At 60.5% G+C, this 15530-nt stretch carries 19 protein-coding genes and 1 other RNA gene; 9 read left to right on the top strand and 11 right to left on the bottom strand.

Annotation, left to right across the window (positions count from 1 at the left end):
- Window positions 1-16: 16 nt before the first annotated feature.
- Genes J3P84_RS01420 through J3P84_RS01435 form a run of 4 tightly spaced genes read right to left on the bottom strand, consistent with a single transcriptional unit; the run spans window position 17 to window position 2860 of the window.
- Window positions 17-751, bottom strand: a complete 735-nt coding sequence (locus tag J3P84_RS01420; protein WP_039590243.1) for an amino acid ABC transporter ATP-binding protein — start codon at window positions 749-751, stop codon at window positions 17-19.
- A complete protein-coding gene (locus J3P84_RS01425; protein ID WP_434627201.1) occupies window positions 738-1388 on the bottom strand; it encodes an amino acid ABC transporter permease in 651 nt (216 codons plus the stop codon). Before J3P84_RS01425 ends, J3P84_RS01420 begins: the two co-directional genes overlap by 14 nt.
- Window positions 1385-2053: an amino acid ABC transporter permease gene (locus J3P84_RS01430; protein ID WP_181288088.1), complete on the bottom strand. Its 669-nt coding sequence runs from the start codon at window positions 2051-2053 to the stop codon at window positions 1385-1387. The genes J3P84_RS01425 and J3P84_RS01430 overlap by 4 nt, the downstream gene beginning before the upstream one ends.
- 21 nt (window positions 2054-2074) lie before the next feature.
- Window positions 2075-2860: a transporter substrate-binding domain-containing protein gene (locus J3P84_RS01435; RefSeq protein ID WP_305498011.1), complete on the bottom strand. Its 786-nt coding sequence runs from the start codon at window positions 2858-2860 to the stop codon at window positions 2075-2077.
- Between the two features lie 254 nt (window positions 2861-3114).
- Here J3P84_RS01435 and J3P84_RS01440 point away from each other — a divergent pair, with 254 nt between their 5' ends.
- From J3P84_RS01440 to J3P84_RS01465, 6 genes are all read left to right on the top strand, one after another.
- On the top strand, window positions 3115-3822 hold the full coding sequence (locus tag J3P84_RS01440; protein ID WP_434627203.1) for a FadR/GntR family transcriptional regulator: 708 nt from the start codon (window positions 3115-3117) through the stop codon (window positions 3820-3822).
- 121 nt (window positions 3823-3943) lie between these two features.
- Window positions 3944-4273, top strand: a complete 330-nt coding sequence (gene trxA / locus J3P84_RS01445) for a thioredoxin TrxA (protein ID WP_003206727.1) — start codon at window positions 3944-3946, stop codon at window positions 4271-4273.
- A 241-nt stretch (window positions 4274-4514) separates the two neighbouring features.
- Window positions 4515-5774 (top strand): transcription termination factor Rho, encoded by a 1260-nt coding sequence (gene rho, locus J3P84_RS01450; RefSeq protein WP_003206716.1) that lies wholly within the window; start codon window positions 4515-4517, stop codon window positions 5772-5774.
- 119 nt (window positions 5775-5893) lie between these two features.
- Window positions 5894-7360 carry a 4-hydroxy-3-polyprenylbenzoate decarboxylase gene (gene ubiD / locus J3P84_RS01455; RefSeq protein ID WP_434571014.1) on the top strand — a complete coding sequence of 489 codons (1467 nt, stop codon included), beginning with the start codon at window positions 5894-5896 and terminating at the stop codon, window positions 7358-7360.
- The gene (locus J3P84_RS01460) at window positions 7360-8328 is read left to right on the top strand and encodes a CDP-6-deoxy-delta-3,4-glucoseen reductase (protein ID WP_434627205.1); all 969 of its coding nucleotides are present in this window, start codon (window positions 7360-7362) and stop codon (window positions 8326-8328) included. The genes ubiD and J3P84_RS01460 overlap by 1 nt, the downstream gene beginning before the upstream one ends.
- Before the next feature lie 309 nt (window positions 8329-8637).
- Entirely contained in the window at window positions 8638-9306 is a 669-nt protein-coding gene (locus J3P84_RS01465) for a gamma-glutamylcyclotransferase (RefSeq protein WP_434602199.1), read from the top strand.
- Here the strand turns inward: J3P84_RS01465 and glpT are convergent.
- Both glpT and J3P84_RS01475 read right to left on the bottom strand, forming a co-directional pair.
- The gene (glpT, locus tag J3P84_RS01470) at window positions 9282-10631 is read right to left on the bottom strand and encodes a glycerol-3-phosphate transporter (RefSeq protein WP_434627207.1); all 1350 of its coding nucleotides are present in this window, start codon (window positions 10629-10631) and stop codon (window positions 9282-9284) included. The genes J3P84_RS01465 and glpT overlap by 25 nt on opposite strands.
- Before the next feature lie 215 nt (window positions 10632-10846).
- Window positions 10847-11824 (bottom strand): NADPH:quinone oxidoreductase family protein, encoded by a 978-nt coding sequence (locus J3P84_RS01475; protein WP_434627209.1) that lies wholly within the window; start codon window positions 11822-11824, stop codon window positions 10847-10849.
- Window positions 11825-11974: 150 nt separating this feature from the next.
- Here J3P84_RS01475 and J3P84_RS01480 point away from each other — a divergent pair, with 150 nt between their 5' ends.
- Entirely contained in the window at window positions 11975-12391 is a 417-nt protein-coding gene (locus tag J3P84_RS01480) for a flagellar basal body-associated protein FliL (RefSeq protein WP_434571024.1), read from the top strand.
- 167 nt (window positions 12392-12558) lie between these two features.
- Here the strand turns inward: J3P84_RS01480 and J3P84_RS01485 are convergent, their stop codons facing one another.
- Window positions 12559-13011 carry an EVE domain-containing protein gene (locus J3P84_RS01485; RefSeq protein WP_434627211.1) on the bottom strand — a complete coding sequence of 151 codons (453 nt, stop codon included), beginning with the start codon at window positions 13009-13011 and terminating at the stop codon, window positions 12559-12561.
- Between the two features lie 194 nt (window positions 13012-13205).
- On the opposite strand from J3P84_RS01485, the gene J3P84_RS01490 reads away from it, so the two are divergent.
- Window positions 13206-13352, top strand: a complete 147-nt coding sequence (locus J3P84_RS01490) for a hypothetical protein (protein ID WP_305498028.1) — start codon at window positions 13206-13208, stop codon at window positions 13350-13352.
- 32 nt (window positions 13353-13384) lie between these two features.
- On the opposite strand, the gene J3P84_RS01495 is transcribed toward J3P84_RS01490, so the two are convergent.
- The 4 genes from J3P84_RS01495 to J3P84_RS01510 all read right to left on the bottom strand — a co-directional run bounded on the left by J3P84_RS01495 (window position 13385) and on the right by J3P84_RS01510 (window position 14843).
- The gene (locus tag J3P84_RS01495) at window positions 13385-13990 is read right to left on the bottom strand and encodes a 5-formyltetrahydrofolate cyclo-ligase (RefSeq protein ID WP_434627214.1); all 606 of its coding nucleotides are present in this window, start codon (window positions 13988-13990) and stop codon (window positions 13385-13387) included.
- Between the two features lie 119 nt (window positions 13991-14109).
- A non-coding RNA gene (gene ssrS, locus J3P84_RS01500) (6S RNA) lies at window positions 14110-14289 on the bottom strand.
- A gap of 30 nt (window positions 14290-14319) precedes the next feature.
- Window positions 14320-14637, bottom strand: a complete 318-nt coding sequence (locus J3P84_RS01505) for a cell division protein ZapA (RefSeq protein ID WP_039590276.1) — start codon at window positions 14635-14637, stop codon at window positions 14320-14322.
- Complete coding sequence (locus J3P84_RS01510; RefSeq protein ID WP_003177365.1) at window positions 14634-14843, bottom strand: TIGR02449 family protein; 210 nt, start codon at window positions 14841-14843, stop codon at window positions 14634-14636. Before J3P84_RS01510 ends, J3P84_RS01505 begins: the two co-directional genes overlap by 4 nt.
- A 130-nt stretch (window positions 14844-14973) precedes the next feature.
- Between J3P84_RS01510 and J3P84_RS01515 the strand changes: the two genes are divergently transcribed.
- Window positions 14974-15528, top strand: coding sequence for a YecA family protein (locus J3P84_RS01515; protein ID WP_047226083.1), 555 nt, complete (start codon window positions 14974-14976; stop codon window positions 15526-15528).
- The last annotated feature ends 2 nt before the right edge of the window (window positions 15529-15530 follow it).

Below are 15530 nucleotides of genomic sequence, written 5' to 3' on the forward strand. Positions count from 1 at the left end.
GTCTTGCCAGCAAAGTTCAGGCAGGCTCCACCGTCCCGATGAAGTTTGCCAGCTCGGCCGTCTGCGGATCGGCGAACAGTACCTTCGGGTCCCCCACTTCATGCACCTTGCCCTGGTGCATGAACACCAGCTTGTCCCCTACCTCCCGGGCAAAGCGCATTTCATGGGTGACCATGATCAGCGTCATGCCTTCCTTGGCCAATTGCCGCACCACGCTGAGCACTTCATTGACCAGCTCCGGGTCCAGGGCCGAGGTGATTTCATCGCACAGCAGCACCTTCGGCGACATCGCCAGGGCTCGGGCAATCGCTACCCGTTGCTGTTGGCCGCCGGACAAGCGGTCCGGGAAGGCATCGAATTTCTCGCCGAGCCCGACCCGCTCCAGCATCTGCCGCGCCAGCTCGGCCGCCTTGGCCTTGGGCACTTTTTGCACGACTTGTGGCGCGAGCATCACGTTCTCGCCGACCGTCAGGTGCGGGAACAGGTTGAATTGCTGGAACACCATCCCGACTTTCTGGCGCAGGCTGCGCAAGTCGGCGCGTGCCGCGTCGAGGTACTCGCCATCGACTTCGATCACGCCGTCGTTAATCGATTCGAGACCGTTCAGGGTGCGCAGCAAGGTGGATTTTCCCGAACCGCTGCGGCCGATGATCGCTACCACCTGGCCTTCCTCGACACTCAGGTCGATGCCTTTGAGCACGTGGTGATCGCCGTAGTACTTATGCAGGGCGGAAATTCTAAGCAGAGGCATGCAGTCTCCTTTCCAGGTAGCGCGCGCTGAGGGACAAGGGGTAACAAAGGAGGAAATAACCGAGGGCCACCAGGCCGTAGACCATGAACGGCTCGAACGTGGCATTGGCGAGCATGCCGCCGGTCTTGGTCAGTTCGGTAAAGCCGATGATCGACGTCACGGCCGTGCCCTTGACCACCTGCACGGAGAAGCCCACGGTCGGCGCCACGGCAATCCGCAGCGCCTGGGGCAGGATCACGTAGCGCAACTGTTCCAGCGGGTTGAGTGCCAGGCTCGCGGATGCTTCCCATTGACCGTTGGAAATCGACTCGACGCAACCGCGCCAGATCTCCGCCAGGTAGGCACTGGTAAACAGCGTCAGGGCAATCGCCGCCGCCATCCAGGGGGAAATTTCCACCCCGGCCAGGGCCACGCCAAAGAACACCAGGAACAACTGCATCAACAGCGGCGTGCCCTGGAACAGCTCGATATAGGTCCGGGCGACATTACGCGGCAGGGCGCGTTTGGAGATGCGCAGCACCATCACCAGCAAGCCGATCACACCGCCGCCGATAAACGCCACCAGCGACAGCGCCAGGGTCCATTGCAGGCCGGTGAGCAGGTTGCGCACCACGTCCCAGAAAGTGAAATCGCTCATTGGCTGCTCCTGGCAATGTAGCGACGCCCGACCCAGTTGAGAAACTGGCGGATCAACAGCGCCATGCACAGGTAGATCAGCGTCGTCAGCGCGTAGGTTTCGAACGCGCGGAAATTGCGCGACTGAATGAAATTGGCGGCGAAGCTCAGCTCTTCGGTGGCGATCTGCGAACAGACGGCGGAGCCGAGCATCACGATGATGATCTGGCTGCTCAGCGCCGGCCAGACCTTGCCCAGTGCCGGCAGCAAGACTACGTGGCGGAACGCTTCGAAGCGGCTCATCGCGAGTGCCGCGGCGGCTTCCAGTTGCCCCCGCGGGATAGCCTGGATGCCGGCCCGGATGATCTCGGTGGAATACGCGCCGAGGTTGATCACCATCGCCAGCACCGCCGCCTGCCACTCGGAAATCTGCAGGCCCAGGGACGGCAAGCCGAAGAAGATGAAAAACAGCTGGACCAGGAACGGCGTGTTGCGGATCAGTTCCACGTACACGCCGAATATCGCCGCGAACGGACGGATATTCCACGCCCGAACCACCGCCCCGACGATGCCCAGGCCGACCCCGAGCAACGCGCCGATGGCCGTCAGTTCAAGGGTGAACAGCGCGCCGCGCAACAGCAGCTCGGTGTTTTGCACCACCGGCAGGAAATCGAACTGATAAGCCATGCTCAGCCTCTCAAGCGACGGTCAGAGGTCGGCCGGCAGTGGCTGCTTGAGCCAGGTCTGGGCGTTTTTCTCCAGGCTGCCGTCGGTCTTGGCCGTAGCGAGGATCTGGTTGACCTTGTCCAGCAGCGCCGGCTCGTTCTTGTTCACGCCCACGTACACCGGCGAGTCCTTGAGTTTCACTTTCAACGCCGGAACGCGCTTGGGGTTGCGCTCGCTGATGGCGACCATCACCACGTTGCCACTGGCGATCAGGTCCACCTGGCCGGCCAGGTAGGCGGCGATGGTCGAGTTGTTGTCTTCGAAGCGCTTGATGGTGGTGCCTTCGGGGGCGACCTTGCTCAGCTCGATGTCTTCGATGGCGCCACGGGTGACGCTGATGGTCTTGCCCTTGAGGTCGTCCAGGCCGTTGATGGCGGCATCAGGCGGGCCGAATACGGCCAGGTAGAACGGCGCGTAGGCGCTGGAGAAGTCGATGACTTTTTCACGCTCAGGGTTCTTGCCCAGGCTGGAAATCACCAGGTCGACCTTGCCAGTGGTCAGGAATGGAATGCGGTTGGTGCTGTTGACGGGCGTCAGTTCAAGCTTGACCTTGAGCTGGTCGGCCAGCAGTTTCGCCGTATCAATGTCCAGGCCGCGTGGCTTCATGTCCGGACCCACGGAGCCGAACGGTGGAAAATCCTGAGGCACCGCAACCTTGAGCGTACCGCGCTTGACCACGTCTTCCAGGCCATCGGCGTGGGCGGGCAATTGGCAAAGCATCAGGCTGGCAAACAGGGCAGTGAGCAGGACGCTGCAACGCTGGATCATGGTGAATCTCCGCAGTCGATGATGTGATTTCTCTGATCGGACAGAGCACAGGCCATGCCAAAGGCCTTGCTGATCCACCAAAGCCGCGATTTTGCTGGTGGGCATCGGTCTGACTGGTCTGAACAGTTGCGTCGCGTTTCGCACCTTTATCGAGCGTTGATACAAGCCGCCGAACCCTGCTGGGGCACGACTTGCCGAGGGCTTCGAATAGCTTTACAACTAGCCGCTCATTGACTCGGTTTCCCTGAAAAACCATGAATTCCATTTCTCGTGCCGTTCCGGAAGTCGCCCTGCAAGGCATCCGCAAGCTGATCGCCGATCAAGGTTTCGGCCCGGGGGATGCGCTGCCGTCACAACGGGACCTGGCCTTGCAGCTGGGGGTGAGCCGGGCCTCACTGCGCGAGGCGCTTTCATCGCTCAGTGCCTTGGGCATGATCAGCGTGCAGCCGGGCAGGGGGGTATTCGTGCAATCGCCGGCGCAAGCCCCACGCAGCGAACCAACGCCGGGTTGGCCCTTCGCCGCGCAGGCCTCGCCGGTGGATATCTTTCAGTTGCGTTATGCCCTTGAGGGGTTCGCGGCCGGGTTGGCGGCCGTCACGTTGAGCGCCGATGAGCTCGATGCCCTGGATGACAACGTCGAGGCCATGCGCCGAGAGTTGAAAGCGGGGGATTTCGACGCGGCGGCGCGGCTCGATTTCGAGTTCCACCGGCGGATCCTGCTGGCCAGCGGCAACCAGGCGATGCTGGGCATTCTCACCGCCAGCGCCGATATCTTCCTGGAAAGCCAGAAACTACCGTTCATCAGGGCGGAGCGGGCGATGGAGACGTGGCAGGAACATCGCAAGATCCTTCGCGCCCTGGCCCGCCGGGCATCGGTTTCGGCGCAAAAAACCATGCAGGAACATGTACGTAATGCGGCGTTGCGTACCGGTATCTCATTCATCGCACCGGCCGCTTCATGAAGCGGGCCATACCCAAAGCCATCAATCTCCATAGCGAGACTCAATCAACTGCGGCTTCCTGAACCTGGGAAGGGCAGCTATGATGGGCCACGTTTTTTTGCTGATTACCCCGGAGATTTCCATGAGCAGCGATCTGATCAAACACGTTAGCGACGCTAGCTTCGAAGCTGACGTACTCAAGGCCGAAGGCGCAGTGCTGGTCGACTATTGGGCTGAGTGGTGCGGTCCTTGCAAAATGATCGCTCCGGTCCTGGACGAAATTGCCGAGACCTACAAGGGCAAACTGACCGTCGCCAAGCTGAACATCGACGAAAACCAGGAAACCCCGGCCAAGCACGGCGTGCGTGGTATCCCGACCCTGATGCTGTTCAAGAACGGCAACGTCGAGGCCACCAAGGTCGGCGCGCTGTCGAAGTCGCAACTGGCAGCTTTCCTCGACGCGAACATCTAAGCGTCGAATGTTCTGCCAAAAGCCCCGCAAATCGCGGGGCTTTTTCGTTATCCAGGGCTAGACGCTCGTAAATCGAGGTGTTACATTCGGCCCCGCACTGGTTTCTCCATTGCCCCCTGCAAGCCGTCGCCGACGCTCTCCTTTCGAACAAGTACGCGATCCTGTCGCCTTCTCTGCGGCGCGGCCTCATTAAGCCAAAAGCTTAATTTCCCCCCTCCATAAATGATTACGTCATTCCTATATGAATCTGACTGAACTCAAGCAAAAGCCGATTACCGAACTGCTCGAATTGGCCGAACAGATGGGCATAGAAAATATGGCCCGTTCGCGCAAGCAGGACGTGATTTTCTCCCTGCTCAAGAAGCACGCAAAAAGCGGCGAGGAAATCTCCGGTGATGGCGTGCTGGAGATTCTCCAGGACGGCTTCGGCTTCCTCCGCTCCGCGGACGCTTCCTACCTCGCCGGCCCGGACGATATCTACGTCTCGCCGAGCCAGATCCGTCGCTTCAACTTGCGCACCGGTGACACCATCGTTGGCAAGATCCGCCCTCCAAAGGAAGGCGAGCGTTACTTCGCGCTGCTCAAGGTCGATACGATCAACTTCGACCGTCCGGAAAACGCGAAGAACAAGATTCTCTTCGAGAACCTGACCCCGCTGTTCCCAACCGTGCGCATGAAGATGGAAGCCGGCAACGGTTCCACCGAAGACCTCACTGGTCGTGTCATCGACCTGTGCGCACCTATCGGCAAAGGCCAGCGCGGTCTGATCGTGGCGCCGCCGAAAGCGGGCAAGACGATCATGCTGCAGAACATCGCGGCCAACATCGCTCGTAACAATCCTGAAGTTCATCTGATCGTGCTGCTGATCGACGAGCGTCCGGAAGAAGTGACCGAGATGCAGCGCACCGTGCGCGGCGAAGTGGTCGCCTCGACGTTCGACGAGCCGCCGACCCGTCACGTGCAGGTTGCCGAAATGGTGATCGAGAAGGCCAAGCGCCTGGTCGAACACAAGAAGGACGTGGTGATCCTGCTCGATTCCATCACCCGTCTGGCCCGTGCCTACAACACCGTGATCCCGAGCTCCGGCAAGGTATTGACCGGTGGTGTCGATGCCCACGCCCTGGAGAAACCGAAGCGTTTCTTCGGTGCCGCACGGAACATCGAAGAAGGCGGCTCGCTGACCATCATCGCCACCGCGCTGGTTGAAACCGGCTCGAAGATGGACGAAGTGATCTACGAGGAGTTCAAGGGTACCGGCAACATGGAACTGCCCCTGGACCGTCGCATCGCCGAGAAGCGTGTGTTCCCGGCCATCAACATCAACCGTTCCGGTACCCGTCGCGAAGAATTGCTGACGGCCGATGACGAGTTGCAGCGCATGTGGATCCTGCGCAAGCTGCTGCATCCGATGGATGAAGTCGCGGCCATCGAGTTCCTGGTCGACAAGCTGAAAACGACCAAGACCAACGATGAGTTCTTCCTGTCGATGAAGCGCAAGTAAGTCGAGCAGGCCAGCAAGAGCCGGGGAAACCCGGCTTTTTGCTGTCTGTGCATTCACTATTGCGAACGGGCGGCGTTAAACTCGGGCCCCCGAACGCCACGGTCACCATGAGGCTTTGCATGCAGTATCGCGACTTGCGCGACTTTATCAGCGGTCTGGAACAGCGCGGCGAACTCAAGCGCATCCAGGTGCCGGTGTCCCCAGTGCTGGAGATGACCGAGGTCTGCGACCGCACCCTGCGGGCAAAGGGCCCGGCACTGCTGTTCGAAAATCCGACCGGCTATGACATCCCGGTGCTGGGCAATCTGTTCGGCACACCGGAGCGTGTAGCCCTGGGCATGGGGGCCGAAGCTGTCAGCGAACTGCGCGAGATCGGCAAGCTGCTGGCGTTCCTCAAGGAGCCGGAGCCGCCGAAGGGCCTGAAGGACGCCTGGTCGAAGCTGCCGATTTTCCGCAAGATCATTTCCATGGCGCCGAAAGTCGTCAAGGACGCGATCTGCCAGGAAGTGGTGATCGAGGGCGACGCTGTCGACCTCGCCATGCTGCCGGTGCAGACCTGCTGGCCGGGCGACGTGGGGCCGCTGATCACCTGGGGCCTGACCGTCACCAAAGGGCCGAACAAGGATCGCCAGAACCTCGGTATCTACCGCCAGCAGGTGATTGGCCGCAACAAGGTCATCATGCGCTGGCTGAGCCATCGGGGTGGCGCGCTGGATTATCGTGAGTGGTGCGAAAAACACCCTGGCCAGCCGTTCCCGGTTTCGGTGGCCCTGGGCGCGGATCCGGCGACTATCCTTGGCGCCGTCACGCCCGTGCCGGACAGCCTTTCCGAATATGCCTTCGCCGGCCTGCTGCGGGGCAACCGCACCGAGCTGGTGAAATGCCGTGGCAACGACCTGCAAGTGCCGGCCACCGCCGAGATCATTCTCGAAGGCGTGATCCACCCCGGCGAAATGGCCGATGAAGGTCCTTACGGCGACCACACCGGTTATTACAACGAGGTGGACAGCTTCCCGGTGTTCACCGTCGAGCGCATCACCCATCGGATCAAGCCGATCTACCACAGCACCTACACCGGACGTCCGCCCGATGAGCCGGCTATCCTCGGCGTGGCGCTGAACGAAGTGTTCGTGCCGATCCTGCAGAAGCAGTTCCCGGAGATCACCGACTTCTACCTGCCACCGGAAGGCTGCTCGTACCGCATGGCCGTGGTGACCATGAAGAAGTCGTATCCGGGGCATGCCAAGCGGGTGATGTTGGGCGTCTGGTCGTTTTTACGACAATTCATGTACACCAAGTTCGTTATTGTCACTGATGACGATATCAACGCACGGGACTGGAACGACGTGATCTGGGCCATCACTACGCGCATGGACCCCAAGCGCGACACGGTGATGATCGAGAATACGCCGATCGACTACCTCGACTTCGCCTCGCCGGTGTCCGGCCTGGGGTCGAAGATGGGGCTCGATGCCACGCATAAATGGCCCGGTGAAACCACCCGTGAATGGGGCCGGGTTATCGTCAAGGATGAAGCCGTTACCCAACGGATCGATGCCATCTGGAATCAGTTAGGAATAGATTGATGCGTGTAACCTTGCAGCCTTCCGGCGCGGTGCTGGAGATACAGCCGGCGGAGCGGATTCTCGATGGCGCCCGGCGCCTGGGCTACGAATGTCCGCAGAGCTGCCGCAATGGCAATTGCCACGTCTGTGGCGCGCTGCTGGTAGAAGGTCGCGTGACGCAGGCCGGTGAGGTGCGTGATCACGGCGAGATCTTCACCTGCATTGCCGAGCCGCTGGAGGATTGCGTGGTGCTCTGGGATGGCGTGCTGGCGCCGGGTGAACTGCCGGTGCGCAACCTGGCGTGCCAGGTTACCGAATGCAGTGACGTCGGCGGCGATGTCTGGCGGGTGCGCCTGCGGGCGCCGGCGGGCAAGCCGCCGCGCTATCACGCTGGGCAATACTTGATGATCGAGCGCGAGAACGGCGAAAAATCGGCGTTCTCCCTGGCCTCGGCGCCGCATTCGGGGCGGGACCTGGAGCTACATGTACTGGCGCGCGAAAGCAGTGCGCTGGCGCTGCTGGAGCAACTGCGGCGCAATCCTACCGTGCGCATCGAAATGCCGTTCGGTGATACCCACTTGTCCGAGTTGCCGGATGGCCCGCTGGTGCTGATCGCCGCTGGAACCGGCATGGCGCAGATGCATAGCCTGATCGAGCACTGCCGGGCCGCCGGTTTCAAATACCCGGTGCATTTGTATTGGGGCGTGCGGCGGCCGGAGGATTTCTATGAAATCGAGCATTGGGATGAATGGAAAAAACTGCCGAACCTGTTCCTGCACAAAGTCGTCAGCGACTTGTGCGGCTGGGAAGGGCGCTGCGGGATGCTCCATGAAGCCGTGTGCGAGGACATCAGCGATCTTTCCAGCGTCCACGTCTACGCCAGCGGCTCACCAGCGATGATCTACGCCACGCTTGATGCGCTGGTGGAGGCCGGGATGGATGCTCATCAGATGCGTGCGGATGTGTTTGCGTACGCGCCACGGGCTTGAACCGCGTTCGTCCAACCTAGGCTCGGTGAGTTCTTCGTGGCGAGGGAGCTTGCTCCCGCTCGGTTGCGCAGCGACCGCCTCATCTGGGACTGCTGCGCCGTCCAGCGGGAGCAAGCTGCCTCGCTACAAGAACGAATGCCGATCGATATAACGGCCCATATTTCGTTTCGGTATTTAGTTCTGTCAGCTAGATACCGATAACGTATATGGAAGCCCGATGGCATCCAACTTGCCTTCGTTCCTTCAAACGCCAGTACCTTGGCGTTGCCAAGCCATTCACAATCAGCGAGGAGCCATCCGCTACCGGCCATGACCGCTATCGAATCCGCCATCACCTGCGCGCTGTATCCGCCAAGACTCGAGTTGGGGCCACAGCTGACCCGGGAACAACTGCTTGCATCGATGCACTCGACGATGAGCCTGCACCAGGGCGGCCCAGTCTGGCTGTTCGCCTACGGCTCGTTGATCTGGCGGCCCGAATGCACGGCGGTGGAGCGTATGCGCGGGCGAGTGCACGGTTATCATCGCGGGTTGTATCTGTGGTCCCATGAACACCGTGGCACCCCGGAATTGCCAGGGCTGGTGTTCGGGCTGGATCGCGGCGGCTCGTGCAGCGGTTTCGCCTACCGGTTGCCGGAAGAAAACCTGCAGGATTCGCTGTTGGCCCTGTGGCAGCGCGAGATGCCCGTGCCGTCCTATCGGCCGCACTGGCTCAGCTGTCGGCTGGAAGATGGCAATCGGGTTCAGGCCTTGGGTTTTGTCTTGGAGCGACACCTGCCCAGCTATGCCGGCAATCTGCCGGATCATGTGCTGAGCCAGGTGTTCGAAAGCGCCTGCGGGCGGTATGGCACGACTCGCGATTATGTCGAGCAGACCATCCACGCCCTGCGCAGCCACGCCATGCCAGACCGTAATCTGGAGGCGCGGCTCAAGCGCTGCAAATCAGCGCTGGATCAGGCGATCGCGTCGCGGCTCTGACTGGCGATCTGCTTGTGCCGCAGGGTTGGCGCGAGGAATGCCATGGCCAGCAGGCAGGCACCGACCAGCAGGATGAAGCCGCCATCCCAGCCGAAATAGTCCACCGTGTAGCCCATCATGGCGCTGGCTGCGACTGAGCCACCCAGATAACCAAACAGACCGGTGAAGCCGGCAGCTGTACCTGCTGCTTTCTTGGGCACCAGTTCCAAGGCCTGCAGACCTACCAGCATGACCGGGCCATAGATCAGGAAGCCAATCGCGAACAGCGAGATCATGTCGACCATCGGGTTACCCGGCGGATTCAGCCAGTAGATGATTGTTGCGACGGTCACCAATGCCATGAACACCATGCCCGTCAGGCCGCGGTTGCCCCGGAAGACCTTGTCCGACATCCACCCGCATAGCAGCGTGCCGGGAATGCCGGCCCACTCGTACAGGAAGTAAGCCCAGGACGTCTTGTCGAAATCGAAGTGCTTGACCTCTTTGAGATAGGTCGGTGCCCAGTCCAGAATGCCATAGCGCAACAGGTAGACGAAAACGTTGGCCAGCGCGATGAACCAGAGCATCTTGTTGCGCAGCACGTATTTGACGAAGATGTCCCTGGCGCTGAATTCTTCTTCATGGCTGGCATCGTAGCCTTCCGGGTAATCGTTTTTGTATTTCTCGATGGGCGGCAAGCCTGTCGATTGCGGCGTATCGCGCATGACGATGAAGGCAAATACAGCGACCAGCAAAGCCACCGCTGCCGGTACGTAGAACTTGCTGTGCCAGTCGTTGAACCAGCCCATGCCAAGTATTGCCAGCGGGCCGATCAAGCCGCCGCCGACGTTATGGGCGGTGTTCCATACCGAAACCACACCGCCGCGTTCTTTCTGCGACCACCAGTGCACCATGGTGCGTCCGCTTGGTGGCCAGCCCATGCCTTGCGCCCAGCCGTTGATGAACAACAGGATGAACATCATGGTCACGCTTGAGGTTGCCCACGGTGCGAAACCGAAAATGAACATCACTCCGGCTGACACTATCAGGCCAAAAGGCAGGAAATAACGCGGGTTGGAGCGGTCGGACACGATGCCCATCAGGAACTTGGAAAGACCGTAGGCGATCGCGATTGCCGATATCGCCACCCCCAGCTGGCCCTTTGTATAGCCTTGGGCGATCAGATCCGGAAACGCCAGGGTAAAATTTTTGCGCAGCAGGTAGTAACCGGCATAACCAATAAAAATGCCGGCGAAGATCTGCCAGCGAAGGCGCCGATAGGTGCTGTCTATTTTTTCTTCAGGCAATGGAGCCTGATGTGCGGCGGGACGAAAGAAAGCAAACATTCAAGGGCTCCAGATTTCTTGTTTTGACTGCGGATGCGAATGTTACAGTTTCATTACCGAAAATAGCACCGGTTCGCATCGGCCAAACAGCGGAAATGTGGGAGATCTCATGTTCTTTTACGAACATGTCGCTCAGGTATAAATGGAGGGCGGTATGGGGATGGCGGAACCGGGCCGTAGCGCTGCGACCCGGTTCAGGTAAACAGCTTGGGCAATCAGCGAACCTGCACAACCACCTTGCCCACCGCCTTGCGCTGCCCCAGGTCATTGATCGCCTGGGCGGCGTTGCTCAATGGATAGACCTGCGACACCAACGGTTTCAACTTGCCTTCGGCGAACCAGCCAAACAGTTGTTGGAAGTTGGCGGCGTTGTCCTGCGGCTGGCGTTGGGCGAAGGAGCCCCAGAACACGCCTACCACGGCAGCGCCCTTGAGCAAGGCCAGGTTCACCGGCAGCTCGGGAATGCGCCCGCTGGCGAAGCCGACCACCAGCAGCCGGCCGTTCCAGGCGATGGCGCGGACCGCCTGGTCGAACAGGTCGCCGCCCACCGGGTCGTAGATCACGTCGGCGCCCTGGCCGTCGGTGAGGCGCTTGATTTCATCCTTGAGGCTGGTTTCGGTGTAGTTGATCAGCTCATCGGCGCCGGCGGCCTTGGCTACCGCGAGTTTTTCCGCGCTGCTGGCGGCGGCGATCACCCGGGCGCCCATGGCCTTGCCGATTTCCACCGCCGCCAGGCCGACGCCGCCGGAGGCACCGAGCACCAGCAGGGTTTCACCGGGTTGCAGGTTGGCACGTTGCGTGAGGGCATGCATCGAGGTGCCGTAGGTCATGCTGAAAGCGGCGGCGGTGTTGAATTCCATGGCGGCAGGAATGGGCAGCACATTGTAGCCCGGGACTGCCACCTGTTCGGCGAAACTGCCCCAGCCGGTCAGCGCCATGACCCGGTCTCCGACTTTCAGGTGACTGACCTTTTCTCCCACCTCGCGGACGACACCCGCTGCTTCGCCGCCGGGGGAAAACGGGAAGGGCGGCTTGAATTGATATTTGCCTTCGATGATCAACGTATCAGGAAAATTCACCCCGGCGGCGTGCACGTCCAGCAGCACTTCGTTCTTCTTCACGACGGGGCTGGCGACGTCTTCCAGCACCAGCGATTCGGCGGGGCCGAATTCTTTGCACAGCACGGCTTTCATCAGGGCTATTCCTTTGGGAGTGATGGCCGATAAGTGTAGGTGTGAGAGTGAAGGGGTCAACGAGCATGCCCCGCCCTGATAGCCGGCCATAAGCTTGTGCTGGGACGAGGGGGCGGTATGCTGGGCCGCAAATCGGATGAGGAGTCGAATGTGAAAGCGTGGATCATGTTGATGCTGGCCCTGTCGTTGCCTGTGGCGGCGATGGCCGAAGAAGCCAAGGAAGCCAAAGAAGGCGAGGCGCCGAAGGTCAGTTACATCACGCTCAGCCCGCCATTCGTGGGCAATTATGGCCTGGACGGAACGACTAAGCTGAAGGTCTACAAGGCCGACGTTGCCCTGCGCGTGACCGGTGACGCCGCCGCTGCGGCGGTGAAGGCTAACGAGCCGTTGATTCGCAATCAGTTGGTGGCGCTGTTCGCCCAGCAGACGACCGAAACCATGAACAACCTTGAAGCCAAGGAAAAGCTGCGGCAGGAAGCGTTGAAGCAGACCCAGCAGGTGATGAACGACGAGACGGGCAAGCCGATGGTGGATGATCTGTTGTTCAACAACCTGATCATTCAGTAAGGCATGTAGCGGCGGTTAGTCAGTCATCGCGAGCAAGCTCGCTCCCACAAGGATTGCCGGATCGACGCCAGTCCACTGTGGAAGCGAGCTTGCTCGCGATAGCGGCCGATCGGACGCCGCATGGCTCAGGGCTCAGGGCTCAGGGCTCAGGGCTCAGGGCTCAGGGCTCAGGGCTTCAAAGCAATGACCGCCGCCCACTGCTCAGCTGTCACCGGCATCACCGACAGTCGCGAGCCTTTTTGCACCAGCGGCATTTCGGCCAGGGCGGCCTGCTGTTTGAGGTAGTCGAGCTTCAGCACCCGTGGGAATGTCTCGACATGGGCGACGTCGAGGGCGGTCCAGGGGTTTTTCTCCGGGCTGGCCTTGGCGTCGAAGTAATGACCGTCAGGTTCCAGGGCCGTTGGGTCGGGATAGGCGGCCTTGATGATTTTGCCAATTCCGGCAATGCCTGGCTCCGGGCAGCTGGAGTGATAGAAGAAAAATGAGTCGCCTAGCGCCATGGCTCGCAGGAAATTGCGCGCCTGGTAGTTGCGAACCCCGTCCCAGCGCGCTTGGCCGAGCTTTTCCAGGCCCTGGATGGACAATTCGTCGGGCTCGGATTTCATCAGCCAGTAGGCCATGATTTCTACTCCTGGGTGGTGGCGATAAAAAGGTTCAGCGATTTATGACAAACCGACAGTCGGTTGACGCCAGCATTTGCGTGTCGGTTCACGTTGCCGCAAAATGCCGGCCTTCCAAGCTTGACGCTGCTGCACGGCCAGATAAGAAAACCGCTGCTGTCATCGTGTGTGATATGCCTTGAGGGGGGCAATCGATGAAACGCAAACCGGATTTGTTGTGGGTCCTGGTCATTCTGTTCGGCCTGGGTGTCGTCACCACGGGTTATGCCCAGAGCTTATGGGCCAACAAAAATGATGCACCGATGGAAATCACCCAGCCCGCGCCCGCACTCAAGCGCTGAGCCGTCTTCTGGACGCCGCTGTTTCGCGGCGTCTAGCTCGCCAGATACCATCGCCTGTCACTGACCGTTCCCTGTAACGGTACATCCCAGCTTGCCTGCGCCAATCGTTCGACCTTCTGACACTCATGGGCCAGGCCCAGCAACGTCGGCTTGCGCCATTGTTTGCGTCGCGACAGATACGCCAGGCTGCGGTCATAGAAGCCGCCGCCCATGCCCAGGCGTCCGCCGGCATCGTCAAACCCCACCAACGGCAGCAATACCAGATCCAATGTCCAGACTTTGCGCTGCCGGGCGATATTCTTGCGTGGTTCCGGGATGCGGAAACGATTAGGGCGCATTTTTTCGCCGGGATGGATCCGCTGGAACACCATCCTGGTCTGCGGCCAGGGACTGAGTACTGGCAGATAAGTCGCCTTGCCCCGACGTTGGGCGGCGCGCAGCAGCAGGCGTGGGTCGATTTCACCGTCGTTGGGCAGGTAGAGGGCGATGTGTCTTGCGCGGCGAAACAGCGGATGCTGTGCCAGTTGCCGATATAGCCCGTGGGCGGCTTGCCGTTGCTGGACCGGGGTCAGGGCACGACGGGCCTGGCGTAGCAGGCGGCGAAGTTGTGGGCGGGTCGGCAACGCAGGTTCGGTCATATCGATGCTTCGCGAGACGGTGACATCAGCACAGCGTAACCGCAAACGGCGGGACCGGAAAACGCCAAACGCCAGAAACGACAATGCCAGTCATGATGACTGGCATTGTTTCAAGAATCAGGCTCCCCGGATGAACCGCTGTCGGCTTAGCCCTTGAACCCGAAAGTTCAAGGTGGAAGTTGCAGGAGGCGTTAAGGCTTTCCGTCAAGCGGACATGCACACCGGCCCCAACGTGCAACCCCCGTGGTTGTGCGTATCGGCTCAGGGACATCACCAACTGGCAAGCACCCCAGGGAGTGACGCAAGTATACCCCAGGCTGCCTCGCGAATCAGCCCTTGCTGACGTCCGGATCAGTAGCCAGTACCAGATCCACCCGATCGAGCAGGTCGCGGACCTGTTCGCGGGTCGAGCCGCTGACCTGTACGTCCGGCGTATCCTGGCGGTGGAGCAGGTCGTGGGTAATGTTCAAGGCGGCCATCACGGCGATGCGATCGGCGCCGATGACTTTGCCGCTGCTGCGGATCTCGCGCATCTTGCCATCCAGGTAACGGGCGGCGCTCACCAGGTTGCTGCGCTCTTCCTGGGGGCAGATGATCGAATACTCTTTATCGAGGATCTGCACGGTAACGCTATTGCTTGAACTCATGAGTCTTGCTCCAGGGCCTTGAGGCGCGAAATCATCGATTCGACCTTACGCCGGGCGATTTCGTTTTTTTCAATGAGGTGCGCGCGTTCCTCGCGCCAGGTTTTTTCCTGAGCTAATAGGAGTCCGTTTTGGCTCTTAAGTTGCTCGACCCGGTCAATTAGCAGCTCGAGTCTGGCCATCAGCGCTTGCAGGTCGGTGTCTTCCATTGTGTCCACTGAAGAATGTGTCTGATGGAGGGATTTGGGTCGCACAGCCTTTAATGGTCTTGGCGAGTCTGTCGATGTAGGATACAAGGCCTCCATTCTAGACATAGCGCCGTCTGGCGCCTAGCTGCCCATGCCCATTCAGAATTCTCCGTACCAAGCCTTTGCCACCCTGCTGAGCACCAGCGGCCACCCTGTCTCGCCCGCCGAACTGCATGGCCTGCTGCTCGGCCGCAGCTGTGCCGGCGCCGGTTTTGATGCTGACGGCTGGTTGGCCGACGCCGCCGAACTGCTTGAAGGCGAGCCGGCGGACAACGTGCGCAACGCGCTCATCGGCCTGCAGGAAATGGTCAAGGGTGAATTGACCAGTGACGACATGACCGTCGTCCTGTTGCTGCCCACCGATGACGCGCCGCTGGCTGAACGCGCCGCTGCGCTGGGTCAGTGGTGCCAGGGTTTCCTGGCAGGCTTCGGCCTGACCCGCCGCGAATACGCCTTGAGCGATGAAGCCAAGGAAGTGTTGCAAGACCTGGCGGCCATCTCCCAGGTGCAGGACGCCCTGGAAGAATCCGACGACGGCGAGAGCGACTACATGGAAGTGATGGAGTACCTGCGGGTCGCGCCGTTGCTGCTGTTTACCGAGACCAAAAAAACCGCTGAACCGGCTGCCAAGCCGTCCCTGCACTGATC

The sequence above is a fragment of the Pseudomonas sp. Z1-29 genome (assembly GCF_051131995.1).
Classification (GTDB): domain Bacteria; phylum Pseudomonadota; class Gammaproteobacteria; order Pseudomonadales; family Pseudomonadaceae; genus Aquipseudomonas.